Source organism: Achromobacter spanius (assembly GCF_002966795.1).
Lineage (GTDB): Bacteria > Pseudomonadota > Gammaproteobacteria > Burkholderiales > Burkholderiaceae_B > Achromobacter > Achromobacter spanius_D.
Map to the genome: position 1 here is coordinate 5,898,427 of NZ_CP023270.1, position 23,535 is coordinate 5,921,961.

Annotated in this window: 20 protein-coding genes; 5 read left to right on the forward strand and 15 right to left on the reverse strand. The window is 66.0% G+C overall.

Translation table 11 applies throughout. From position 1 onward, the window contains the following. Positions 1-2: 2 nt before the first annotated feature. The 4 genes from CLM73_RS26745 to CLM73_RS26760 form a co-directional block, all read right to left on the reverse strand. Positions 3-884 (reverse strand): decaprenyl-phosphate phosphoribosyltransferase, encoded by an 882-nt coding sequence (locus tag CLM73_RS26745; protein WP_105241016.1) that lies wholly within the window; start codon positions 882-884, stop codon positions 3-5. Further along, the gene (locus CLM73_RS26750) at positions 881-1,504 is read right to left on the reverse strand and encodes an HAD-IB family hydrolase (protein WP_105241017.1); all 624 of its coding nucleotides are present in this window, start codon (positions 1,502-1,504) and stop codon (positions 881-883) included. Before CLM73_RS26750 ends, CLM73_RS26745 begins: the two co-directional genes overlap by 4 nt. 300 nt (positions 1,505-1,804) lie before the next feature. Further along, complete coding sequence (locus CLM73_RS26755) at positions 1,805-2,236, reverse strand: carboxymuconolactone decarboxylase family protein (RefSeq protein WP_105241737.1); 432 nt, start codon at positions 2,234-2,236, stop codon at positions 1,805-1,807. Positions 2,237-2,384: 148 nt separating this feature from the next. Further along, entirely contained in the window at positions 2,385-2,831 is a 447-nt protein-coding gene (locus tag CLM73_RS26760; protein WP_105241018.1) for a hypothetical protein, read from the reverse strand. A gap of 171 nt (positions 2,832-3,002) precedes the next feature. On the opposite strand from CLM73_RS26760, the gene CLM73_RS26765 reads away from it, so the two are divergent. Next, the gene (locus CLM73_RS26765) at positions 3,003-5,159 is read left to right on the forward strand and encodes a TonB-dependent siderophore receptor (RefSeq protein ID WP_234015763.1); all 2,157 of its coding nucleotides are present in this window, start codon (positions 3,003-3,005) and stop codon (positions 5,157-5,159) included. A 52-nt stretch (positions 5,160-5,211) separates the two neighbouring features. Here CLM73_RS26765 and CLM73_RS26770 read toward each other — a convergent pair whose 3' ends face one another. The 4 genes from CLM73_RS26770 to CLM73_RS26785 all read right to left on the reverse strand — a co-directional run bounded on the left by CLM73_RS26770 (position 5,212) and on the right by CLM73_RS26785 (position 9,864). Then, positions 5,212-5,733 carry a sigma-70 family RNA polymerase sigma factor gene (locus CLM73_RS26770; protein ID WP_105241019.1) on the reverse strand — a complete coding sequence of 174 codons (522 nt, stop codon included), beginning with the start codon at positions 5,731-5,733 and terminating at the stop codon, positions 5,212-5,214. A gap of 93 nt (positions 5,734-5,826) precedes the next feature. Then, positions 5,827-8,232 carry a TonB-dependent siderophore receptor gene (locus CLM73_RS26775; RefSeq protein ID WP_105241020.1) on the reverse strand — a complete coding sequence of 802 codons (2,406 nt, stop codon included), beginning with the start codon at positions 8,230-8,232 and terminating at the stop codon, positions 5,827-5,829. 121 nt (positions 8,233-8,353) lie between these two features. After that, the gene (locus CLM73_RS26780) at positions 8,354-9,352 is read right to left on the reverse strand and encodes a FecR domain-containing protein (RefSeq protein WP_105241021.1); all 999 of its coding nucleotides are present in this window, start codon (positions 9,350-9,352) and stop codon (positions 8,354-8,356) included. Continuing rightward, positions 9,349-9,864, reverse strand: a complete 516-nt coding sequence (locus tag CLM73_RS26785) for a sigma-70 family RNA polymerase sigma factor (protein ID WP_105241739.1) — start codon at positions 9,862-9,864, stop codon at positions 9,349-9,351. The genes CLM73_RS26780 and CLM73_RS26785 overlap by 4 nt, the downstream gene beginning before the upstream one ends. 138 nt (positions 9,865-10,002) lie before the next feature. Here CLM73_RS26785 and CLM73_RS26790 point away from each other — a divergent pair, with 138 nt between their 5' ends. After that, a complete protein-coding gene (locus tag CLM73_RS26790; RefSeq protein ID WP_105241022.1) occupies positions 10,003-10,386 on the forward strand; it encodes a SecDF P1 head subdomain-containing protein in 384 nt (127 codons plus the stop codon). Positions 10,387-10,558: 172 nt separating this feature from the next. Next, positions 10,559-12,652 (forward strand): PhoX family protein, encoded by a 2,094-nt coding sequence (locus CLM73_RS26795; protein ID WP_105241023.1) that lies wholly within the window; start codon positions 10,559-10,561, stop codon positions 12,650-12,652. 99 nt (positions 12,653-12,751) lie between these two features. Here CLM73_RS26795 and CLM73_RS26800 read toward each other — a convergent pair whose 3' ends face one another. The 5 genes from CLM73_RS26800 to CLM73_RS26820 are packed head-to-tail and all read right to left on the reverse strand — an operon-like array spanning position 12,752 to position 17,708. After that, complete coding sequence (locus tag CLM73_RS26800) at positions 12,752-13,534, reverse strand: enoyl-CoA hydratase/isomerase family protein (RefSeq protein ID WP_105241024.1); 783 nt, start codon at positions 13,532-13,534, stop codon at positions 12,752-12,754. 17 nt (positions 13,535-13,551) lie between these two features. Beyond that, entirely contained in the window at positions 13,552-14,784 is a 1,233-nt protein-coding gene (locus CLM73_RS26805) for a CaiB/BaiF CoA transferase family protein (protein WP_105241025.1), read from the reverse strand. Between the two features lie 21 nt (positions 14,785-14,805). After that, positions 14,806-15,759: a Bug family tripartite tricarboxylate transporter substrate binding protein gene (locus tag CLM73_RS26810; protein ID WP_105241026.1), complete on the reverse strand. Its 954-nt coding sequence runs from the start codon at positions 15,757-15,759 to the stop codon at positions 14,806-14,808. Positions 15,760-15,800: 41 nt separating this feature from the next. Then, positions 15,801-16,751: a LysR family transcriptional regulator gene (locus tag CLM73_RS26815; RefSeq protein WP_105241027.1), complete on the reverse strand. Its 951-nt coding sequence runs from the start codon at positions 16,749-16,751 to the stop codon at positions 15,801-15,803. A gap of 3 nt (positions 16,752-16,754) precedes the next feature. Then, on the reverse strand, positions 16,755-17,708 hold the full coding sequence (locus CLM73_RS26820; RefSeq protein ID WP_234015764.1) for a Bug family tripartite tricarboxylate transporter substrate binding protein: 954 nt from the start codon (positions 17,706-17,708) through the stop codon (positions 16,755-16,757). A 181-nt stretch (positions 17,709-17,889) separates the two neighbouring features. On the opposite strand from CLM73_RS26820, the gene CLM73_RS26825 reads away from it, so the two are divergent. Further along, positions 17,890-20,214 carry an acyl-CoA dehydrogenase gene (locus CLM73_RS26825; RefSeq protein ID WP_105241028.1) on the forward strand — a complete coding sequence of 775 codons (2,325 nt, stop codon included), beginning with the start codon at positions 17,890-17,892 and terminating at the stop codon, positions 20,212-20,214. Between the two features lie 9 nt (positions 20,215-20,223). Continuing rightward, entirely contained in the window at positions 20,224-21,228 is a 1,005-nt protein-coding gene (locus tag CLM73_RS26830; RefSeq protein ID WP_105241029.1) for an NADPH:quinone reductase, read from the forward strand. Between the two features lie 18 nt (positions 21,229-21,246). Here the strand turns inward: CLM73_RS26830 and CLM73_RS26835 are convergent, their stop codons facing one another. Further along, a complete protein-coding gene (locus CLM73_RS26835) occupies positions 21,247-22,215 on the reverse strand; it encodes a glycosyltransferase family 9 protein (RefSeq protein WP_105241030.1) in 969 nt (322 codons plus the stop codon). A 100-nt stretch (positions 22,216-22,315) separates the two neighbouring features. Beyond that, the gene (locus CLM73_RS26840; RefSeq protein WP_105241031.1) at positions 22,316-23,524 is read right to left on the reverse strand and encodes a pectate lyase family protein; all 1,209 of its coding nucleotides are present in this window, start codon (positions 23,522-23,524) and stop codon (positions 22,316-22,318) included. Between the last annotated feature and the right edge of the window lie 11 nt (positions 23,525-23,535).

A 23,535-nucleotide genomic window follows, 5' to 3' on the forward strand; every position in this document is an offset into this window, starting at 1 on the left:
GTCTACGTCCTTACCAGCAAAACCACCACCGCCACCCAGGCCAGCACGGCAAGGCGGATCTGGTTGTCGGCGAGCAGATCGCGGCCCGGCTCTTCACCCGATCCGCCCTTGTACAGCAGGTAGATATACCGAAAGACGCCGAACGTGACGATGGGCAGCGTGACAATCAGATGCTGCGTGCCGTGCAGCGCGGCGGTGTCTGCGTCCACCGTATAGAGGCCATACGCCAGCAGCGTCGTGCTGGCGGTGATGGCCACCAGGATGTCCAGCAGTTGCGGCGAATAGTGGCGCAGCACGGTGCGCGTGCTGCCTTGCGATGCCGGGGCATCCAGCGGCGCCGACGCGATCTCGGCGCGCCGCTTGGCAAAGCCCAGGAACAGGGTCAGCATGAAACTGCACAGCAGCATCCAGCGCGACGGGATGATGCCCACCGCAAAGGTGCCGCAGCCCAGGCGGATCATGAAGCCCGCCGCAATACAGAAGACATCGACCAGCACCTTGTGCTTCAGGCTCAGGGTGTAGGCAATGTTCAAGGACAGGTAGCCGGCCACGGCCAGCGCTACCGGCCACAGTCCACACACGAGCGGCAGGCCCAGCGCCAAGCCGAACAGCACGACGATCAGCGCGCGCGCGGCGGGCAAGCCGATCCGCCCGCTGGCAATGGCGCGCAGCCGCTTCTTGGGATGGGCCGCATCGGCGGCGCGGTCGTGATAGTCGTTCAGGACATAGACGGCGCTGGACGCCAGGCAGAACGCCACGAAGCCCACGCCCACGGCGAACACCAGCGCCGGGTCCGTCCATCCGTGGCTGAAGATCAGCCCGATCAGCACAAAGCCGTTCTTTAACCATTGCTGCGGACGCAGCAGCGAGATAAGCGCGCTCATGGTTTGACCGCCTGCCCGCGATACCAGGCGTGCTGGGCCGCGTCGATGAGCCACTGGTCGCCGCGGCTGTCGCCATAGGCGTGCAGTTCGTATTGGTCCGGACCGCCGTAGCGCTCGGTCAGGCGCCGCAGCTTTTCGGGGCCCCAGCAGTTGGGACCGTCAAAGTCGCCGGTCAGACAGCCCTGCGCGTCGACCGCCATGCGCGTGCAGATGAGGTCGTCGAACCCGAGGTATCGGGCCGCGTCTTCCAGGTAGATGTCGGGCGAGGCGCTGACCAGCACGCAGCGGTCGCCGCGCTGCTGGTGCCAGCGCAGCCGCTCGATGAGCGTCGGCCGCAGCGGGATGGTGTGCACCCAGGCGCGGGCAATGCGGGCCAGTTCGTTGCGCGAGCGCCCGCGCAACGCGGCGCGGCAGAGCGATTGCTTGGCGTCTTCGTTGGTGCGCAGGCGCAGCGCGAACGCGGTCAGCGCGGGCGCGGTCCGCACGAATGCCGCCAGCAAACGCACCCATGAAAGATGCGCCAGGAAGGGGACGAAAGTGTCGCGCTGAGTGAGCGTGCCGTCGAAGTCGAAGGCCGCAATGACGCGCGTGGAAACGGGAAACTGCGTTCGTGTAGCCATACTGCTTTCGCGACGGAACCCGGCTGGGTTTTACCGTCACAAACTATGCCGGAAAATACGTCGGCGCCCAAGACGCGAACGCGTGATGTCAGACGCAGTCTTGTCGTGACGCAAGCCTGCGGTGAAACGTGTGCTTTCTATTTCAAAATTTGTGTGTTTGTAACATATTGGATTACAAGTCATCATAGCCCGCCTGCGGTGCCGGCAAGCCGGAAAGAACTGCGTGAAACCCGCCGTTCTTCCCGCCGCTTTCAGTTCTTCCCGGGTTGCAGGGCCAGGCCTGCCAGGTGTCCGGACGCGTTATGCCTGCTGCGCCTTGAACGCGCCTTCCTCTTCCAGCACCTGGTTGGCCACCTTGAAGGCGTCCAGGCCTGCGGGAATGCCGCAGTAGACCGTCGCCTGCAGCAGGATTTCCTTGATCTCCTCGACCGTCACGCCGTTATTCAGCGCGCCCTTGACGTGCAGCTTGATCTCGGCGGGCCGGTTCAGCGCCGTCAGCATGGCCAGGTTGAGCATGCTGCGCGTCTTTTTCTCAAGGCCGGGTCGGCTCCAGGTGTAGCCCCAGCACCATTCGGTGGTGATGTGCTGGAACGCCATCATGAAATCGTTGGCGCGCGCGAGCGAGCCATCGACATAATCGGCGCCGAGCACTTCGCGGCGCAGTTCCAGGCCTTGGTCGAACAGCGCCTGGGTTTCGGCTTGGGTTTGGGTGTTGGGATCGGCGTCGGCCATGGGGTGTTCCTCCGGGATGGTGGCGGCGGGCATCGAAGGCTCGCCTGCGCGGTTGTCGTCCGGCCGATTGTGGGCGTGCGGCATCCCGCCCGTCAAATATGACGCTTGCGCCACGCGGTGGAGGGACGAAGAGTCCGGCGCGCAGGGCCTACAGCGAATACCGGTAATCGCAGTTCAGCGTGGCCTGCAACGGCGCGGGATAGCCGCTGGCCGCCTTGCCGCCCGGGCGCGGACCCAGCAGCCGCGCCTGGAACGTGCCGGCCACATCGCCATTGGCCGTCTTCTTCACGGCAACCGTGGATGGCAACGCGTACAACGTCAGCGCCTGCCCGTCGGCCGGCGCGACCAGCGTGAAAACCGACTGCGGAAAATTGGCGACCACGTACCCGGGCGCATCTTCCGACGTGAACGACAGCGTGGCCGTCGTATAGGTCAGCGTCAACGCCAGTTCGTCGGAAGACGGCGAGGGAATGTCGCCCTTCAACGCCACCTTGCCGCTGTCGGACACGCAGGACAGCGACGCGGGCGCGGAGCCGGCCTGCGCGGTGCCGGCCAGAATCAGGAGAGACAGCGCACAGGTGGCGCGAACGTTCATGGGAGTTCCTTGCGGGTGTGGCGCGAGATCGGCAAGTGTAGGCGCAAAGCCGGCAATGGGCGCGTGGCCACTAAACCGATCCGTCGCATGTTCGTCAAGTAATAGGAACGGGTCTCAACGCAGGCGTTGGCGATCCGCCATGCCGCAAGGCCCCTCCTATTCGACGGAACCATGAACACTCTGGACAACATGCCGCGCGCGCGCGCACGCCGCGCCCTGCGCTATCCCCTGCTCTTCGGTCTTGCACTGACCGCCCCCGCGTACGCGCAGCAAGCCGCGCCCGACGCCGCACCCGCTTCGACACTGCCGGCCATCAATGTCGTGGGCGACACATGGGACAACGCCGGCACCGGCCCCGTCCAAGGCTATGTCGCGCGGGAAACGACCACCGGCAGCAAGACCGCGACGCCGCTCCTGGAAATTCCGCAATCGGTGTCCGTGGTTGGCGCGCAGGAGATGCGCGATCGCGGCGTGCAAACCGTCTCGCAAGCCATTCAGTACGTACCCGGCGTGCAGATCACCAACTTCGGCGGCGCGGAAATTCGCAACGACTGGATCGTGCTGCGCGGGTTCGACGCCAAGCTGACGGGCGATTTCCGCGATGGCTTGAGCCAGATGCCCTATGACCAGATCCGCGCGCGCACAGACCCTTACGCGCTGGAACGCGTGGAGGTCATTCGCGGCCCTTCCTCCGTGTTGTATGGACAGGTGGCGCCGGGCGGCCTGGTAAACCGCATCACCAAGCGTCCCACGGCCGACGCGTTCGGCGAGGTCGTGCTGCAGGCCGGCAGCTTCGACCGGCTTCAGGGCGCCTTCGATGTGGGCGGACCCATGGACGACGAAGGCAAGTATCTGTACCGCATGACCGGCATCCTGCGGGACGCCGGCACGCAGGTCGAATACGACTCCAGCCATCGTTATCCCGACAACCTGGCGTACATCGCCCCGGCCTTCACCTGGCGGCCGAACGCCGACACGTCCTTGACCCTGCTCACGCATTTCCAGCGTGACCGCACCGACGGCGAATCCCGGCCGGTCTATCCCACCCATGTCCCGGTAGGCGACTATGACTTCAACCGGTACGACCGCAGGCAGTACGCCATCGGCTACCTGCTCGAGCACCGCTACAACGCGGCGCTGACGCTGCGCCAGAACGCCCGCTACCAGTACGGCGAGCTGGACCAGCGCGATCTCTACAACCTGCGCCTGCGTCCCGATGGCCACACCATTCAGCGCTACGCATTGGTCTCCAAGGAAAGCACCGATGGCGTCGTGGTCGACAACCAGGCGGAGTACCGGTTCAACCTGGGCCGCGCGTCGCACACGCTGCTGGTTGGACTGGACTACAAGTTCCAGGACGGCCAGCAGTGGTATCGCCAGGGCATGGCGCCCGACCTGGATCTGAACAATCCGGTCTATGGCCAGAACATTCCCTATCCTTCCGCCGCCAACACCATCATCGACCAGAAGGACATCAACCGGCAGTTGGGCGTCTATGTTCAGGACCAGATCCGCGTCGACAAGGTCGTCGTGACGCTGGGCGGGCGGCAGGACTGGGCGCGCGGCACCAGCCGCAACCGCCTGACCGATGCCACCGTCGAACAGCGCGACACCGCGTTCACCGGACGTCTCGGCCTGGCCTATCTGTTCGATTCGGGTATCACGCCCTACGTCAGCTACTCCACGTCGTTTCTCCCGCAAAGCGGCGTCAGCATGGACAGCACGCCGTTCAAGCCGACCCGCGGCGAGCAGTACGAATTCGGCGTGAAGTACCAGCCGCCCGGCTCCAACAGCCTGGTCGCGTTGTCGGTCTTCGACCTGACGCAACGCAACGCCCTGACGCCCGATCCGCGCAACACGAACTTCAGCGTGCAGACAGGCGAAATCGGATCGCGCGGCATCGAGCTGGAAGGCAAGGCCAGCCTCACGCGCGGCCTGGACCTGACCGCTTCCTACACCCTGAACGACGTCAAGGTGAACAAGAGCAACAATCCGGCGGAAGTGGGCAATACCCCCATCGTCACGCCGCGCCACATGGCCTCGGCGTGGATGAACTACACGCTGCCGGACACGATGTTCAAGGGCATCGGGATCGGCGCGGGTGTGCGCTACATCGGCAAGACTTACGTCAACGTGGACAACACCATTGAGAACGGCTCGTCGTTCATGGTCGATGCCGGGGTGCATTACCAGGTGAATGGATGGCGCTTTGCCGTCGACGCGACGAATCTCTTCAACAAGGAGACGATCGTCTGCCGCAACAACACGGTGAACTGCCGCTACGGCCTGGAGCGCACCGTGATCGCATCGGTGGCTTACCGCTGGTAGCGACCGTGATTCCCGCGGCGCTCGCAAGGGCGACCGCGGGTAGGCGCCAGGCCTAGCCCGGCAGCAGATACTCCCGGCAGGAACTCAGCGCGGCATCCGCGTCGCGGATCATGAAATTGACCAGCGTGGCCGACACGCCCAGCTCACGCGCGACGTCCCGTTGCGTGCAGCCCTCGAGGCGATGCAGCTCGAATGCGCGGCGCGTGCGCGCGGACATCCTGGCCAGCGCGTCGGCCGCCAGCGCCAGCGCCTGATGGCTGACCGCCGCATCCTCCGCCACCGCGTCGGACACGGCGTGTTGCCCGTCCTCCTGGCTGGCGAACAGATTCGCCTCGAATACGCGCCGTCGGTGATAGTCGATGGAGAGATGGCGCACGGTCTGGAAGAGATATGCGGCGGGCTCTCGCAGATCCGCGGGCGCCGGCCGCTCCAGCAGCTTCAGATACGTATCCTGCACCACGTCGTTGGCCAGATCGCGAGAGCCGAGTATCCGCGCGGCCGTGTGCAGCAACTGGCGGCGGTGCGTCTGATAGAGGGCGGCCAGGGTGTCCCTGGTGGTTGCCGGCTGCGGCATGGTGCAACTCCTTTGTCGCGCTCCCGCAGCCAGGCCGGCTGCGGCGATCCCTTCGGAATGCGGAATGTGCCGTCGCCGTGCCGCGACGGCAGCTCAATAGCGGTACGCCACGGCCGCCAGCACCGTTCGTTCGACGCCATAGCGGCAGTTGAGGCGGTCATTGCGGCAGACCACGGCCTCTTGATTGAACAGATTCATGGCGTCCACCGAAAAACGCCAGTCGCCCGCGTCGTAGGCCAGCGAAGCATCGAAGACCGTGGCCGCGCGGTTCTTCATCGTGTTCGCCACATCCACATAGGTCGTGCCGATGTACCGCGCGCCCAGGCCCGTCTCCCAGCCCGACAGCGCCCCGTGCGAAAAGCGATGACCGATCCACAGCGCGGCCATATGGCGCGGCGTGACGATGGGTGTCTTGCCCTGTCCGCCATCATTGCTGGATTGATGGGTGACGGCGTTGTAGGTGTAGGCGGCCACCAGATCCCAGCCGCCCGCGCCACTGAACTTGGCCTCCAGCTCCACCCCGCGGGAACGCAGCCGGCCCGATTGCACGCTGAAGCCCGCATGCGCCGGATCGGGATCCGAGGTCAGGGCATTGCGCTGATTCAATTCAAAGGCCGCGACCGTGTACAGCGCTTGGGTGTTCGCGGGCTGGTACTTGATGCCCGCCTCGATCTGATCCGACGTCGCGGGCGAGAAAGATGCGCCATCGAAGTCCGTGCCCGGCTGCGGCGTGAACGCTGTCGCATAGCTAACGTACGGCGCGATGCCGGCGGCAAACTCGTATGAAAGCCCGGCCCGCCAGGTGACCGCGCTATCGCGGGTGCTGGCGCTGTCCGCTGCAAGACGGTCAACCGTCTCATCGGCAACGCGGTCGTGCCGCAGTCCCAGCGTCAGCGTCCAGTCGCCGGCCTGGACCTGATCCTGCAGATACAGGCCCCACTGCGTGCTGACCTGCCGCACGTCCAGCACCCGCTGGTCACTGCCGAGCCGCGCGATGGGCTGGTTGTAAATGGGATGGAGGATGTCCAGCGGCGGCGCCATCGCCTGCCGGTAGTCTTGCGTGCCCGACAGCCTGCGAAAATCCAGGCCGGCCAGCACCGTGTGCCGCATGCCCGCGGCTTCGATCACGCCCTCCAGCTGCGTATCGACCGCCACGCCCGTGGCGCGTTCCTGCGCCGCAAGCTGCACGCGGGACAACGTGCGCCCATCGGCGGCCAACGCCAGCGGATACAGGTTGCGCAGTGTCATGTCGCCCGCCTGGTAGCGCGCGTTCTGCCGCAGCGACCAGGCGCTGTTCAGGCGATGTTCGAACTGATAGCCCACGCTGGCGAAGTCGCGGTCATTCCGGTCATAGGCAGGGTCGCCGACCAGCGTGCGGGTCGGGTAGAACGCGCGTGATTCGCCATCGGTGCGGTCGTGCTGGTAATGCGCCAGGATCGTAATGGCGGTGTCGGCATCAGCCCAGCGCAGCGCCGGGGCGACATACGCCAGGTCATCGCGGTAGCGATGGCCATCGTCATACTTGTCCTGCGTGCCCGCGTCGCGCGCGGTGGCCGTCAATCGGTAGCTGGCGCTTGCCTGCGCATCGATGGCGCCTCCCAGATCCAGAAACGCCTGCCGCGTATCGAACGAGCCGGCCTGCACGGCGGCCTCGCGCAATGTCACACCGGTTGGACGCTTGGTGACGCGGTTGACGATGCCCCCCGGCGCCACCTGCCCATACAGCGACGCGGACGGTCCGCGCACCACCTCGATGCGTTCCAGCGCATAGGCGGGCACGCGGGCGCGAATCTGGTCATAGGGCATCTGGCTCAAGCCATCGCGGTAGTCGCCCGTCAGCTTGGCATCGAAACCGCGCAGCACCAGCCAATCGTTGCGCACCTCGTTGCTGCCGAAGTTGTTGACCTGCACGCCGGGTGTGTACTGCAGGGCCTGAGGCACCGTGCGCGCCCCGCGCGCGCGCATCTCCTCTTGCGACACCACGGACACCGATTGCGCAACGCGGATGAGGGGCGTGGCGGTCTTGGTGGCCGCCAAGGAAAAGCGCGGTACGAAGCCGTCGCCGCCAACGGTTGCCCCTTCCACCCGGGTCAGGGGCAACATGTTGGCCACGGGCGTCCATGCCGGCACGACCTGATAGCTGCCGGGCATGTCCTGCCGCGCCTCCAGGCCATGGCGGGCCAGCACCTGCGCGAACGCGTGTTCCACGGTGTAGCGGCCAGCCAGACCCTCGCTGGCAAGGTCCCGCGTCAGCGCCGGGTCGAAATAGACCAATACCCCCGCTTCACTGGCTATCCGTTGCAGCACGATCACCAGCGGTCCAGCCGGGACATCGAACCGCAGGCCGGCGCTGGCCTGCGTCGCGGCGGCGTCCGGCGACGCGGCAGCCGAGGCCACCAGCGCCGCCAACGCCAGCAGCATGGCGCCGGCGCAGGCGCGTGCGCCCGTCCCCTTGAGGGGCCGGGCGCCGCGCGAGCCGTCGCCTGTCATCCTGGCCATGTTCTCCGATGTCGTAACGTTGGAATTCGGTCCTGTTCAACAAGGAGGACACGCGAAACGCCAAAACCGGAAAGCTTTGCGCGATTTATTTTTGCGCCGGCCCACGCCCGGCTAGTCGCGCTCAGGCCCGCGCCGAGACGACCACCCAATACGGGGTGAAGCGGGAGATCTTGAGATTCAACAGGCGGCCGACGGCGTCCAGCACCCTGTCGGTATCCGCCAGCGGAAACAGCCCGGATACCCGCAAGCGGCCGATCTGTTCGTCACACGAGATGACGCCGGGCCGGTACCTGCTCAGTTCACCCAGAAACTGCGCAAGCGGCATGTTGTCCGCAGCCAGTTCGCCGCGCAGCCACGCCGTGTCCCCTGCCCCGACCGGACCCGCGGGTTCGGCCCGCAGACGCATGCAGCGCGCAGTCTGCCCGGCCGTCAGCACGAGGCCGGCCCCCTGCTGCTGCGCCGGCTGGATTTCCACCGCCCCTTCAAACAGCGCCACGTGCGCGGCATCGTCCTGCAGGCGAACGGCAAAACGCGTGCCCAGCGCCCTGATCGAGCCATGAGCGGTGTCGACGCGGAACGGCCTTGTTGACGCATCACCATCGCGATGACCCGTCGCGACCAGGACCTGCCCTTGGCGCAATCGCAGGATACGTTCGCGGGATGAAAACCGGACATCGATACGCGTATCGGTGTCCAGCGTGACCCGGGTGCCGTCCTCCAGCACGACATCGCGCCGTTCGCCAACGCCCGTGGCATGGTCCGGCGAGATGTGCAGCCAGCGGTTCCGGTCCGCCACCCAGAGCGCCGGTCCGATACAGGCCGCGAAGAGTGCGGCGGCGCGCAGCACCGTGCGTCTGCCGCGTTGATGGCCTGCCGCCGACAGGGCGTCGTAGGCAGCCTTGGCCGGCAGATCGCGCATCCGCGCATCGGCACGCGCCAGATGGGACCACGCGCGCTCGTGGTCGGGGTCCGCGGCGCGCCAGTCGCGCCATGCGCGTTCATCGTCTTCGGTCTGCGCGCCAGACAGAAACAGCACATACCAGCGCGAGGCCTGCTCGGCCACCTGAGGCGCCAGCGGTTGCCCGCCTGCGTACATCATGGCGCCGGCCCGGCGGCTCACGCGGCGGATTCCTGCGCGAAAAAGCACGCCTGGACCGCGCGCACCATGTAATTGCTCACGGTGCGGGGCGTCACGCCAAGCCGGATGGCGATGTCCTCGTACTTCATGCCTTCCAGCTGCGCCAGCAGAAACGCCTCACGCGCCTTGGGGGGCAACGCGTCCAGCGCCCGGTCGATCGCGCACAGCGCTTCAAGGACGAGCCGGCGGTCTTCAGGTCCGGGGGCCAGTGCTTCGGGCAGGCCCGCGAGCGTATCCAGATAGGCCCGCTCGATGGCTTCACGGCGGTAATGGTTGGCCAGCAACCGCCGCGCGATCGTGGCCAGAAACGCCTTGGGTTCGAGAAGCACCGGCACTTCCCGGGCCGTCAGCACGCGCAGGAAGGTGTCCTGCGCGAGATCGGCGGCTCCGTCCGCCGTCCCCATGCGCCGGCGCAGCCATCCCGCCAGCCACGAGTGATGTTCGGCATAGAGCATCTCCGCCTGCTGGTGCAGGCTCGCGTCGCTACTGGACATGGAATCGATCCCCAAGTGTCTACCGCCTGGCGCAATGCCAGAAAAATGGCAATGATAACCATTATCTATTGGATGCAACACCCAGGCGGCATCGTCACATCGGCTAGGATGTGGACGTCCACCAAGAAGGAGATATCCATGCCCTCATTGAGACAAGCCGCCTGCGCGGCAGTGATCGCGGCTGCCCTGCCCTTCGCCACCCACGCCGAATCGGTCACCCTGCAGGTCGAGCAGGTCACGCCCGGCGCCGATCCGCACACCAACGCCCGCGTCGTCGACATCAAGCTCAAGCCCGACAGCGTCAAGACGCTGGCGAACTTCACGCGCGAGCGAGTGGGCCAGCGCGTGCAGTTCCGCGCGAACGGCATCCTGCTGTCCTCGGCCACGCTGATGAGTCCGCTTGATGGCGAGAGCCTGCGCATCACCGCCGGCGAGCACGGCTTTGGCGGCAAGTCCGCCGAAGAAATTGCGCAAGGCATCATGAAGGACGGCGCGCTGACCATGGATGACGAAAACCGGTAAGCACCCCCGCCTTGCACCAAAGGCTGACGCCCGCGCACGCGGCGTCAGCCTTTTGTTTTTGACAAGATGGCGCAAGCGCGGCGAGTTTCAGTCATCTGTCATTAACCTTTCATTTCGGACTTCTAGTATTGCTCGTCCCCATCGGGCATCAGACCCAAAGCCAGGAGTTCAAATGAGCAAGTCCATCTCCGACAAGACCGTCCGCAATCCCAGCCAGAGCACCCCGTTCAGCGAGATCCTTGAAAAGAACATGTCCCGCCGCATGGTGATGCGCGGCGGTATCGCCGCTGCATTCGCGACGATGACCAGCCTGGGTCTTGCCGGCTGTAATGGCAGCGACGACGATGACGACGATGCCGGCAACGGCCAGAACCCCGCGCCGGAAGAGCCCGGCACCCAGCCGCCCCCCGCGCCGGCCCCGGTCAAGCTGGGCTTCGAGTCCCTGCCCACGTCGATGACCGACGCCTGTGTCGTGCCCGCCGGCTACATCGCCCATGTGTTCGCACCGTGGGGCACGCCGTTCAACGACAACGCGAATCCGTGGGATCGCAACGGCAACAACAGCTCGACGGACTTGCTGAACTCCACCGGCATGCACCACGACGGCATGCACTTCTTCCCGATCAACGGCAGCTCCACCGAAGGCCTGCTGGCGGTCAACCACGAGTACATCGACCAGAAGGCGCTGCACCCGCTGGGCGCGACCAAGGTGGCCGGCAAGCGCCCCATCGAGGAGATCCGCAAGGAGATCAACGCGCACGGCGTGGCGATCCTGCACGTGCGCCTTGAGAACGGCCGCTGGAACATCGTTCACAACTCGCGCTACAACCGCCGCTTCACGTCGGCCACGCCGATGAAGCTGTCCGGCCCGGTCGGCGGCACGGATTGGGTCAAGACCCCGTACTCGCCCAACGGCACGATGGTGCGCGGCACCAACAACAACTGCGGCAACGGCTACACCCCGTGGGGCACGTACATCACCGCCGAAGAAAACTGGGCCGCCTGCTTCGTCAACACCGGCACGCGCCCCGCGCACCAGCAGCGCGTCGGCGTGCCCGACGACAAGGGCCGCTACGAATGGGAAACCGGCGCCATGGATCCGCTGGAAGTCCAGGGCGAGTTCGCGCGCTTCAACATCACCGAGACCGGCGCCGACTTCACGCAGGATTACCGCAACGAAGTCAACGGTTTCGGCTACCTGGTCGAAATCGATCCCTTCAACGAAAACAGCATCGCCACCAAGCGCACCGCGATGGGCCGCTTCGCGCACGAAGGCTGCGCCTACGCGCTGCCCGAGGCCGGCAAGCCGCTCGCCTTCTACAGCGGCGACGACTCGCGTTTCGAATACATCTATCGCTTCGTGTCGGAAGCCGTGTGGGATCCGAAGGACGCCGAGCGCACCGACCGTCTCGCCGTGGGCGCAAAGTACCTGGACAAGGGCACGCTGTACGTTGCGCGCTTTGACGCCGATGGCACGGGCCAATGGCTCCCGCTCGTCGGCACGACCGTGGGCGCCGGTGGCCGCACGCTGGCCGATGAGTTCGGTGGCATCGAGGACATCATCATCAACACCCGCGGCGCCGCGGACTTCGTCGGCGCCACGCCGATGGACCGCCCGGAATGGACGGCCACGCACCCGACCAACGGCGATATCTACCTGACGCTGACGAACAACTCCAGCCGCAACGCCATCAAGGGCACCAACGCGCCCAACCCGCGCCTGAACAACGTCAACGGTCACATCGTGCGCTGGCACGACGAGCCGGGCTCGACCAAGTTCAAGTGGGACATCTTCGTGTTCGGCTCCGACGCCGGCGCCGACGCCGACACCAACCGCTCCGGCCTGACCACGCTGAACCAGCTGGCCAGCCCGGACGGCATCGGCATCGATCCGCGCGGCATCCTGTGGATCCAGACCGACAACGGCATCGACGGCGGCCGCAACAACAACGTGGCCAAGGCGACCAACGACCAGATGCTGGCCGTGATCCCGGGCGCGCTGGCCGACAGCACCGGCACGGGCCCGGCCATCAACGCGTCCAACCAGGCCGACCTGCGCCGCTTCTTTGTCGGCCCGAACGAAGCCGAAGTCACCGGCTTTGCCTTCACGCCGGACTACACCAGCATCTTCCTGAACATCCAGCACCCGGTGAACTGGCCGGCATACGATACGGAAGATGCGACCACCGCCACCACGGGCGTCGTCCGCCCGCGCTCGTCCACGGTGGTGATCCGCCGCGCCGACGGCGGCCCGATCGGCGTGTGATGATGGGCGTTGCAGGGTGACGCGCTCACCCAGCACGCAGCAAAGACAAGGCCACCCTCGGGTGGCCTTGTCATGTCCGGAGAATCCGGGCGCTTGCCGTCACGTTCCCGTGAACACCGGCGCGCGCTTTTCCAGGAACGCGCGGCGCGCTTCCTGCGCGTCGTTCGTCTTTGCGACCTGCGCCGTCATGTCCTGCTCGTAGCGGTAGCCGTCGCGCAGGCTCATGTCTTCGATGGCGTTGGCGGTCTGGATCATCAGGCGCACCGACGCCGGGCTCTTCCCGGCGATCTGGTCAGCGATGCCGCGCGCTTCTTCCATCAGCTTGTCCCCCGGCACGCAGGCTTCGACGACACCGAGCCGATACAGCTCCGCTGCCGTCACGCGCATGCCGGTGAGCATCATGCGGCGCAGGCGCGAATGGCCGAACAGGCGCTGCGCGTGCTTGACGCCGCCCAGCAGGCCGACATCGACTTCCGGCAAGGCGAGGCACGCGCTTTCGGCCGCGATCAGGATGTCGCAGGAGGCCGCAATGCCCAGCCCGGCGCCCAGCGCGGGTCCGTTCAGCGCCGCGATGACGGGTTTGGGGCATTCGCGAATGGCGTGAAAGAGCTCGCGCGTGCGACGCGAATGCTGGGGCAGACCGCCGGGCTGATCCAGCATCTGCCCGCGGTTCTTCAGATCGGCGCCCGCGCAGAAGACGCGTCCCTCGCCGGTCAGGATCACGCAACGCACGTCCGGATCCTCGCCGAACCGGTCCATCGCCAGCGTCAGGTCCTGCAGCAGCTGGGTATTGACCGCGTTGACGGGCGGATGCGCCAGCCACACGGTGGCGACGTGGTTCTGCAATTCGACGCGCAGCGTCTCAAAACGGTAGTCGGACATGATGTTCCTGTGGGAGGTCAGAGGGTTTGGTCGGCGCGCAGTTCGGCGATCTCTTCGGCGGACAGGCCCAGTTCGCCCAGCACCTCATCCGTGTGCTGGCCCAGCGTGGGCGGGCCATCCTCCAGCCGCAGCGAGGAATTGCGAAAGCGAAACGGGCTGCGGATCTGCGGCATGTCCATCCCATCCGGATGCGGCGCGGAAAACTGCATCTCGCGGTGCACGACCTGCGGTTCGCGCAGGGCCTCGCCGATGTTGTTGATGGGCGCGCAGGGCACGCCCTCACGGTCCAGCGCCGCCAGCAGGTCCGCCTTGTCGTGCTTGATGACCTGCTCGTCCAGCCACGGGTCCAGGATGGCCAGGTTGACGACCCGCCCCGCGTTGGTCTGAAAGCGCTCGTCCTGCGCCATCTCGGGGTGGCCCAGCACGCGGCACAACTTGGCGAATTGCGCGTCCGAGCCCACCGCCATGATGATGTGCCCGTCGCGGCACGGATACACGCGCTGCGGCTGGATGTTGGGATGACGGTTGCCGCGGCGCGGCGGCACGACGTCGGTCAGCAGATAGTTCATGGCCTGGTTGGCCAGCAGCGTCACGCCGACATCCAGCATGGCCATGTCGATGTGGTCGCCCTGCCCCGTCACTTCACGGCGCGCCAGCGCGGCCAGGATGGCGTTGCTGGCATACAGCCCGGTGATGAGATCCACCATGGGCACGCCGATCTTCATCGGACCGCCGCCGGGGCGGTCGTCCGATTCGCCGGTGATGCTCATGAGGCCGCTCATGGCCTGGATCATGAAGTCGTAGGCCGGCTGTTGCGCGCGCGGACCCGTCTGCCCAAAACCCGTGATCGAGCAATAGACCAGCCGCGGATTCTCCTTGCTCAGTTGCTCGTAGCCCAGGCCCAGCCGATCCAGCGTGCCGACCTTGAAGTTCTCCAGCACCACGTCCGCCTCGCGCGCCATCTTCCGGATCAGCGCCTGGCCGCGCGGAGACTTCAGGTTCACCGTGACGCTGCGCTTGCCGCGGTTGCAGATCAGGTAATAGCCGGACTCGTTGGTCCGAGACCCGTCATCCTGCGTCAGGAACGGCGGACCCCAGGCGCGGGTGTCGTCGCCCGCCCCGGGGTGCTCGATCTTGATGACCGATGCGCCCAGGTCCGCCAGCGTCTGGCTGGCCCACGGGCCGGCCAGGACGCGGCTCAGGTCCAGCACGCGGATATGGGAAAGAGGATGAGACTGCTGTGATGACATGATGCTGATGACTCCAACCGGCTATTTCTCGGCAATGCCCGCTTTGTTGATGACGTCGCGCCAACGGGCCTGTTCCTTCTTGAGCAGATCCGCCATTTCCTGCGGCGAGTTGGAAATGGCCAGGATGCCCTGCTCAAGCATCTTCTCCTTGACGCTCGGTTCGGCGATCGTGGCCTGCAGCGCCTCGGCCAACTGCTGCACGATGGCTTCCGGCGTGGCCTTGGGCACCGAGATGTAATTCACGGGCGACGCGTCGTAGCCGGGCAGCGTCTTGGAGATCGGCGGCACGCCGGGCAGGATCGGCACTTCGAACGGCGTCGTCACGCCCAGCGGAATCAGGCGCTTGTCCTTGATGAAGGCGGTATAGATGCCCACGGTGTCGATCGCGATATCGCCGTTGCCGCCCACCAGATCCTTCACCGCTTCGCCCGTACCCTTGTACGGCACGTGCTGCAGGCGCACGCCGGCCAGAATCTGCAGCAGCTCGCCATTCAGATGGCTGCTGGCGCCGATGCCGGCACTGACGTAGTTCAGTTCGCCCGGCCGCTTCTTGGCAAGCGCGATCAGTTCCTCAAGCGAGTTCACGCCCAACTGCTTGTTGACGACCAGCACGCTGGGCGCCAGCGACACCTGCGACACCGGACGCAGATCGTCGGGGTCGTATGGCATGTTCTTCATCAGGAACGGCAGCGTCATCTGCTGGCCCGGCGTGGTGTAGAGCAAGGTGTATCCGTCCGGATCGGCACGCGCCACGGCGGCTGCGCCGATGACGCCGCCCGCGCCCGCCTTGTTTTCCACAATGACCGACTGCTTGAGTTTTTTCGAGAGCGTCTCGGCCACGACCCGTGCGGTCAGGTCGGCGCCGCCGCCGGGGGCAAACGGCACCACCAGCTTGATGGGCTTGTCGGGATAGGCTGCCAGCGCGGAACTGGCCACCAGCGCAAGTGCGCAGGCGCGTGTGATGAAGCGGATCAAGGTTTGTCTCCTGTTGGCCGGCCGGGGCGGCTGGCTCGTTGTTATCGGCTCGCGCCCGGAGGCCGGGCGTCAAGCTGGGTCAATGATTCACTGACGATCTCGCGCAGCAGGCCGGTGACCACCTTCACGGCCTGCGTCGGCCGGTCGGTGATCATGAGCGACACGATGCGCAAAACGGAAGGCTGGACGATTTCAGACGCCTGTAATTCGCCGCGTTCGACCTCCGCGGCCACGAAATGCCACGGCAGCAGGGTGTAGCCGGCACGCCGGACCACCATCTGCTTCTGGATGAAGCCCGAGTCGGCCTCCACCGACACACTGATGTTCACGTTGTGGCGCCGGCCCATTTCGTCCAGCATCATCCGCACCGAAGACGGCTTGCGCGACAGCACCAGCGGCAGGCCATCGAGCTTGGCGAACGGCACCTCGCGATCCGCGGTGATGCGGTCGCCCGGCGGGCCGATCAGATAGGACGGAAGGCGCAGCAGCACGTCCTCGTCGCTGCCCAGCGCGTCGTGGCTGCGGTACGGCAGGCCGATGTCGATCTCGTGGTGCGCAAGCCAGCTCTCGATCTGCCCGGCGGCGCTTTCCACGATCTGCACCTGAATTGCCGGATACTCGCGCTGCAGCCGCAACAAGAGCGGAATGATCAGCGCGTTGCTCAGCGACGGCAGCGTGCCGATGCGCACCGTGCCCGTCACCTGGCCGTGCGCGGCCGCGACCACATCGTTCAGTCCGGCGGCGCTTTCCAGCACCTGCTCGATCGCGGGCTGGACCTGCCGGCCCAGTTCGGTCAGGCCCATGCCGCGTCCATTGCGCGTGAACAGATAGCCGCCACACTGCTTTTCAAGCAGGGATAGATAGCGGCTGACGGCGGGCTGGCTGACGCCCAGGTCAATGGCAACCTTGGTAATGCTGCCGCTGCGCGCCACCATCGAGAAGATGCGCAGCGCGCGCAGATCCCACCCTGCGGAATCGGTCGGTTTCGCCATGGATCACTGACCCGAGAGTTTTTCGGCCGCGATGATCTCGCTCCAGCGCGTCACCTCGCTATCGAAGAACTGCTGGAAGGCCGCCTGATCGCGAAACAGGGCGACGGCGCCCATTTCACGCGCGCGCTGCTGCACGATGGGCTCGCCCACCACCTTGCGCAGCCGCACCTGAAGATCCTTGATCTGGTCCTGCGGCGTGCGGGCCGGTACGAAGATGCCCCACCAGCTGGACGCATGTACGCCGGGCACACCCAATTCATCCAGCGTGGGCAGGTCCGGCGCCTGTTCCAGACGCTCGGGCGCCGCCACGGCAAGCGCGCGGATGCGGCCGGACTTCACGTGCGGCATCGCCTGCAAGGTATCGAAATACGCGTCCACCTGTCCGCCGAGCAGGTCGTTGATGGCGGCGGATGTACCCCGATAGCTGACGTGCGTCACGGGCAGGTTGATCTGCCGCGCAAACAGCGCTGCTGCCAGGTTGGGGCTGGATCCGACCCCGGAATTGGCGAACGACAGGCCACCGGGCGCCTTGCGCGCATGAGCCAGCAGCTGCGGTACGTCCTGCGCCAGATCGGCGCGTACGTACAGGACAAGCGGGCTGGTCGCCACCTGGGCCACCGGCACGATGTCGCGCGGGTCGTACGGCATGCTTTTGATCATTGCGGGATTGGTCGCCGTGCCGACGCTGCCCAGCAGCACAGTGCGTCCGTCCGCCGTGCTCTTGGCCACGTAGGCGGTGCCGATGGCCGCGCCGCCGCCCGGCCGGTTATCCACCAGGATGGGGCTGGCCTGGTCCGCCTGCAGGCGCTCGGCCAACACCCGTCCGTACAGGTCCGTCACGCCGCCGACCGCATACGGCACGACGATGCGCTCGACGGGCGGCCCGGCCGCCCACGCTGGCGCCGTCACGCCCGCGGCGGTTATGCATGCCGCAATGCACGCCATCAGTACACGCATTTTCCTGTCTCCTCGCCGTTGTGGCTGTCTTGATTTAGGGCCAATTCTAGGAAGGATCCCGCCGTTGCACCCCTGCAGTTTTGTAATAGCAGCTCTCAACAACCCGTTATGAATGCGCCACAGCGCCGACCCTAGAATTTGCTGCTCCCATTTCAAGCTGTGCCGTCACAGAAGGACCACGATGAACGCACTGGATTCTTTTTCGATTTTTGGCCCTCTGCCGCGGCATGCCGAGTTCATGGAAGCCGCGGCCGGCACGCTGGCGCAGGTTTCGCCACTGGGCAGGCTGCGCGAGCTGCGCGGCGCGGCGCCGGGCTGGGACGGCGCAACCTGGAAGACGCTCGCCGAAGCCGGCTGGACCTCGGTCACGGTGCCGGAACATCTGGGCGGATTGGGCCTGGACGCCGAGGTCCTGGGCGCGATCGCCACCGCTGTCGGCGAGTCGCCTCTGCCCGAACCCTATCTGGGCGCCGGCGCCCTCGCCGCGCTGGTGCTGCCGGCGTTTGCGGACAACGCCCTCGCGCGTGAACTGCTGAACGACGTCGTCACCGGATCGGCGGTCTTGGGCCTGGCGTGGCAGGAAAACCCCGGCGAACTCATTCCGACCTCGGTGTCGACCTCCGCCAGCATCGAAGGCGACCGCCTTCGCCTGGTGGGGACCAAACGCTGGGTATCGCCCGTGGGTGCGACGGGCTGGCTGGTCCACGCCCGCCGCGGTGAACTGCCCACGCTGATCTGGCTGCGGCCGGACGATGCAGGCGTGAAGATCGAAACTGAGCTTCGCGCCGACGGCAGCCTGCTGTGCACGCTGCAACTGGACGTGTTCCTGCCTGCCGGACGCATCGTCGCGCAAGGCGAGGCCGTGGACCGCATCTGCCAGCAGGCGCTGGAGACGACCCGCCTGCTGCAGAGCAGCGAGCTCTACGGCATTGCCCGCCGCGTGTTCTGCATGACGCTGGACTACCTGAAGACGCGCGTGCAATTCGGCAAGCCGATCGGCGCCAATCAGGCGCTGCAGCATCGCATGGTGGACGCCTATGTCGGCGTGATGGCGTGCGGCGCCCTGCTGGCCGATAGCTATCGCGAGGTGGCCGACGATCCCGCCACCCTAGCGCGCGTGGCCGCGCTGGCCAAATCGCGCATCGCGGAACGCGTCATCGCGCTATGCCGCGAGGCCGTGCAACTGCACGGCGCCATCGGGTACACCGACGAATACGACATCGGCATCTATCTCAAACGCGCCCTGCATCTGGCAAGCTGGCTCGGCAGCCCGCGCACGCTGCAGGCGCGCTACCTTGCCCTGCGGCCGTCGCACGGCCACCAGGCCCAGACCGAGGGCGCTGCCGCGTCGGGCGACGATTACGCCGCCATGACGGACGACGGCTTCCGGCTGATGGTGCGCGCGTTCCTGCGTTCGAACTACCCGCAGCACCTGCGCCACGTGCCCCGGCGCCTGCGCCTGCACGAGGTGCGCGACTGGTATCAGACGCTCTCACGCAGCGGCTGGCTGGCGCCCGCCTGGCCGCGCGAACACGGCGGCATGGCGCTGCCGCCCGCCAAGCTGCTGATCTTCTTCGAGGAAATGGAAGGCTGGGGCGCGGCGCGCCTGCCCGACCAGGGCATCATCAACCTGGGTCCCGTGCTGATCCAGCACGGGACGTCTGAACAGAAGGCGCGCTACCTGCCGCGCATCCTGTCCGGCGAAGACATCTGGTGCCAGGGCTATTCCGAGCCCAACGCCGGCTCGGACCTGGCATCCCTGCGCACCGAGGCCGTGCGCGACGGCGATCACTTCATCGTCAACGGCCAGAAGATCTGGACCACGCTTGCGCACGACGCGACCCATATCTTCGCGCTGGTGCGCACCGACAAGACCGTCAAGCCGCAGGCCGGGATCAGCTTCCTGCTCATCGACCTGAAGTCGCCCGGCGTCACCATCCGGCCGATCACCAACATCATCGACGAACAGGAGTTCTGCGAAGTCTTCTTCGAAGAGGTGAAGGTGCCGGTCACGAATCTGGTGGGTGAGCTGAACATGGGCTGGACCATCGCCAAGGACCTGCTCGGCTACGAACGCATCTTTGCCGGCAGCCCGCAGCAGTCGCGCCAGGCCCTGCACCACCTGGAGCAGTTGGCCGACAGCCAGTCGCTGTTCGAATTGCCCGAATTCAGCCAGTCGTACGCGCAGTTGCTGGGCGACGTGCGCGAACTGGAGGCGCTGTATGGCCTTTTCGCCGACATCGTGCGGCGCGGCGGCCTGCTGCCGCCGTCCGTCTCGGGCCTGAAGGTGCTGGCCACCGAAACCTACGTACGCATCGCCCGCGAGATCGTGCGCTGGGCCGACGAATCGGGCGGCACCTGGACCGGCGTTACGATGAACGACGGCACGTCGCTCCTTCCGCCCGCGCCGTTCCTGCAGTCGCTGGTCACCACGATCTACGGCGGTTCCAACGAGATCCAGCGCAACATCGTGGCCAAGGCCGTGCTGGGCATGCCGAACCGATAAGGAGTCCTCTTGAAAGCCGCCTTCTTTGACACCCCCGGCGCCGCCCGGGACGTGCTGCGCGTCGGGGACATGCCGGTCGAGCCGCCCGGCCCCGGCATGGTCCAGGTCCGCATCGCGGTTTCGGGCGTGAATCCCTCCGACGTCAAAACGCGCGGAGGCCTGGGCGCGCGCGCCAATCCGTGGCCGCGCACGATTCCGCATCAGGACGGCGCCGGGGTCATCGAACAGGTTGGCGCGGGCGTGGACGCCGGCCGGGTTGGCCAACGCGTGTGGCTGTACGAATGCCAGCTTGGACGGCCGCACGGCACTGCCGCGCAATGGGTAACCGTACCCGAAGTCCTGGCGGTGCCCCTGCCCGATGGCGTTTCAATGGAAACCGGCGCGTCGCTGGGCGTGCCGGCGTTGACGGCGTGGTACTGCACGGCACAGGTCGAAGCACAACCCGGGCGTTGCGTGCTGGTGCATGGCGCCGTGGGTGCAGTGGGGTTTTATGCGGCGCAGATGGCTCGCCTGCGTGGCGCCGAGGTGCTGGCCAGCGTATCGAATGAAGACCAGGCCCGCGTTGCACAGGCCGCCGGCATCGAAACCGCGCCCCGCGGCGCCGACCTGCCGGCCGCCGCGCGCCAATGGCTGACGCATCGGCAACGCGAAGGCTTCGACGCCTTCATCGACCTGGATTTCGCGGGCAACCTGCCCGTCAATCTGCTGCTGGCCGAAAACGGCGCGCAGATCGCGGCCTACGCATCGGACACCGATCTGCACCCAACCCTGCCCGTGCGCGACCTGATGCGCCGCAACCTGCGCTTGGCCTTTCTGCTGGTCTACACCATGCCGCCGATCTTGAAGCAACAGGCCATCGCGCAGCTCACGCAATGGCTAAAGGATGGCAGCCTGCATCATGCCCAGGTGCATCCGTACGCGCTGAACGACATCGCGCTGGCGCACGAAGCCGTCGAGACGCGCAGACACGTCGGCAAGGTAGCGGTGATTCCTGATGGGGCTTCCCTGGAATGATTCCGAGGACGCGACGCGCTAACTGGTGGAAATTCCGCCCCGCAAACGCGGCGCGGGCCCGTTCAGCACCGTCATGCAGGCCTCCAGCACACGCGCCGGGTGAATTGAATTGATCTCTGACTCCCCCGCCTCGGGCACGACGTCGCGGGTGTAATCGCGGGCCCAGAACCACTCGGGATTCGACTCGTTGAACACGCCCACGTAGGGCACGCAAAGCCCCTGGGCGATGTGGGAGGGGCCGCAGTCGTTGGAGACGATCAGGCGCGCGTGCTGCATCAGCGCGACCAGCTCGGCCACGGGCCGGCCGCACTCCAGGCGGAAATCCGGCCGATTCATGTGCTTCAGGCGCTGGCGTTCGGCCGCTTCGTCCGGCCCCAGCACAAACGTGAACGTCGCGCCGCCGCCCAGCCGCGCCTGAAGCAGGTCGGCCAGCGCAATGTAATGGTCCAGCGACCACCGCTTGAACTGCCCCGAGCCACCGCCCGGAATCAATACGATGTCGGCCGGCTGCACCGTGCCCGCAAAGGACCGGCCGATTTCAACGAAACATTGGCGGGCAATCGCTTCGGGATCGTGTTCCTGCAGCGTGGCCAGCAGCCGCAGATTGGCCAGGCCGATGTATTCGCGGATGTCCTTGGTGTGGGAATGCGTCCAGACGCAGTCGCCGAGCCGGCGGTTTCTGAAGCCCAGACGCAGCCTGGGCCGGCGCAGCAGGTTGATGAGCGCAAAGCGCTCGCTGGAATGGTGCAGCGTCAACGACGCGCTGGCACGCGGGGGCAGCGCCTTGATCTGATCGCCGAATGCTTCCGCGTGGACGAACTGGTCCACCCACGGCAGCTGCGTATAGAAGTCTTCCACCTCAAACCGGGAGACGACGCGGACGCGCTTGTCAGGCCACAGTTTCTTGACTTGATACAGCGCCGGGAACGCTACGATCTGGTCGCCATAGCGCGACTTGCTGCGAACGAATACAACGATATCGGACATGGCTCCTCACCTGATGAAATCACGCACGAAATCCTGATTTCTTGCAGAAATGCGCACAATCAGAAAACTCTGAAATCGATGCGCTGCTGCCGGGCTACCCTCAGCCCGGGCAGCCCGCGCCGGTGCGGGTCGCCGGCAGGGGCGTGTCGCCCGACGTGTTTCCCGCAAACTTGCGAATCTTTTCGGCCAGCTCGGGCGTGGCCTTCTCGTAGCCGTAGCAGTAGGATGGCGTCGGCGCCGACTCGGGGCGATAGTCCTTCAGCACCGGCTTGGCATCGCCCAGGTACAGGTTGTCCTTCAACCGCAGGAAGGCCTTGAAATCGCGGGTGTATCCGTGGTCCGCCTTGCGTTTTTCATAGGCGCCGCGATCCGAGTCGCCGTTGTCCAGAGCGCTGCGCGCGGGCGCGATCGGGATGTAGCGGCAATAGTTGACGTTGATGCCCTCCACCGTGGGGTAGAACTCGGGCTCGACGCACTTGCGCTGCGCGTCGTTATTGAAAATGTTGCCTTCGACCAGCGCCTTGGCTTCCAGGCTGAAACTCATGCCGTAGAAGTCCCAGTTTTCGAGCAGGTTGTTGAAGAGGTGGAAGGTGCCGAACTGCGCGCGCGGATTGCGCTGAACCGTGTTGAAGAAGTAGTTGTGATGCAGCGTCACGCGCGCATTCGAATCGCGCTCGTAGTTCTGGAACAGATTCTTGGACGTGATGTTGTTCAGCAGCATGACCTTGTTCGAGTTGTGGAACTTCGTCCACGAGATCGTCACGTCGGTCGAGCCGTTCTTCACGTTCAGCAGGCGGTCCGACATCCGCGACAGGTCCATGTGGTCGACCCATACATCGCGGCTGTCGTTGGCCACATTCACGGCCTGCGTGATCCGCGTGAGCCGTCCGTCGATCGTCAGATGCGTCAGGATGACATTCTTGGCGCCATACACGCCCAGGCCATCGTCGATCAGGGCGACACGCTTGCCGCGGCCGTCGATGGTCGTATTGGACGGGACGCGCAACTGGGTTTTCAGGACGATCGTCATGTCGGACGCAAAGCGTATCCATGCCGGTCCCTTGCGGGCCTGCGCCAGCGCGGCGCGCAGCGTGCCGGGCCCGGCGTCCTGGTCCGAGGTCACCTCGATGAACTTTCCGCCCAAGCCGCCCGTGGCCTTGGCCCCGTATCCTTCACGCTGCGCAAGCAGACTGGAAACGAACGGGCAGTGTTCATCGGGCGCCTCGCATTGCCCGCTTGCTGCCGCCGTGCCGCCATACAAACCGGCCAACGTCAGCAGCCACACCATCACTGTCTTTCGTAGTCGCATCGCAACCGCTC

Bases quoted from the DNA above. Each gene is read 5' to 3' on its own strand.
- CLM73_RS26745 (WP_105241016.1), bottom strand. From the start codon at position 884: ATGAGCGCGCTTATCTCGCTGCTGCGTCCGCAGCAATGGTTAAAGAAC.
- CLM73_RS26750 (WP_105241017.1), bottom strand. From the start codon at position 1,504: ATGGCTACACGAACGCAGTTTCCCGTTTCCACGCGCGTCATTGCGGCC.
- CLM73_RS26755 (WP_105241737.1), bottom strand. From the start codon at position 2,236: ATGGCCGACGCCGATCCCAACACCCAAACCCAAGCCGAAACCCAGGCG.
- CLM73_RS26760 (WP_105241018.1), bottom strand. From the start codon at position 2,831: ATGAACGTTCGCGCCACCTGTGCGCTGTCTCTCCTGATTCTGGCCGGC.
- CLM73_RS26765 (WP_234015763.1), top strand. From the start codon at position 3,003: ATGAACACTCTGGACAACATGCCGCGCGCGCGCGCACGCCGCGCCCTG.
- CLM73_RS26770 (WP_105241019.1), bottom strand. From the start codon at position 5,733: ATGCCGCAGCCGGCAACCACCAGGGACACCCTGGCCGCCCTCTATCAG.
- CLM73_RS26775 (WP_105241020.1), bottom strand. From the start codon at position 8,232: ATGGCCAGGATGACAGGCGACGGCTCGCGCGGCGCCCGGCCCCTCAAG.
- CLM73_RS26785 (WP_105241739.1), bottom strand. From the start codon at position 9,864: ATGTCCAGTAGCGACGCGAGCCTGCACCAGCAGGCGGAGATGCTCTAT.
- CLM73_RS26790 (WP_105241022.1), top strand. From the start codon at position 10,003: ATGCCCTCATTGAGACAAGCCGCCTGCGCGGCAGTGATCGCGGCTGCC.
- CLM73_RS26795 (WP_105241023.1), top strand. From the start codon at position 10,559: ATGAGCAAGTCCATCTCCGACAAGACCGTCCGCAATCCCAGCCAGAGC.
- CLM73_RS26800 (WP_105241024.1), bottom strand. From the start codon at position 13,534: ATGTCCGACTACCGTTTTGAGACGCTGCGCGTCGAATTGCAGAACCAC.
- CLM73_RS26805 (WP_105241025.1), bottom strand. From the start codon at position 14,784: ATGTCATCACAGCAGTCTCATCCTCTTTCCCATATCCGCGTGCTGGAC.
- CLM73_RS26815 (WP_105241027.1), bottom strand. From the start codon at position 16,751: ATGGCGAAACCGACCGATTCCGCAGGGTGGGATCTGCGCGCGCTGCGC.
- CLM73_RS26820 (WP_234015764.1), bottom strand. From the start codon at position 17,708: ATGCGTGTACTGATGGCGTGCATTGCGGCATGCATAACCGCCGCGGGC.
- CLM73_RS26825 (WP_105241028.1), top strand. From the start codon at position 17,890: ATGAACGCACTGGATTCTTTTTCGATTTTTGGCCCTCTGCCGCGGCAT.
- CLM73_RS26835 (WP_105241030.1), bottom strand. From the start codon at position 22,215: ATGTCCGATATCGTTGTATTCGTTCGCAGCAAGTCGCGCTATGGCGAC.
- CLM73_RS26840 (WP_105241031.1), bottom strand. From the start codon at position 23,524: ATGCGACTACGAAAGACAGTGATGGTGTGGCTGCTGACGTTGGCCGGT.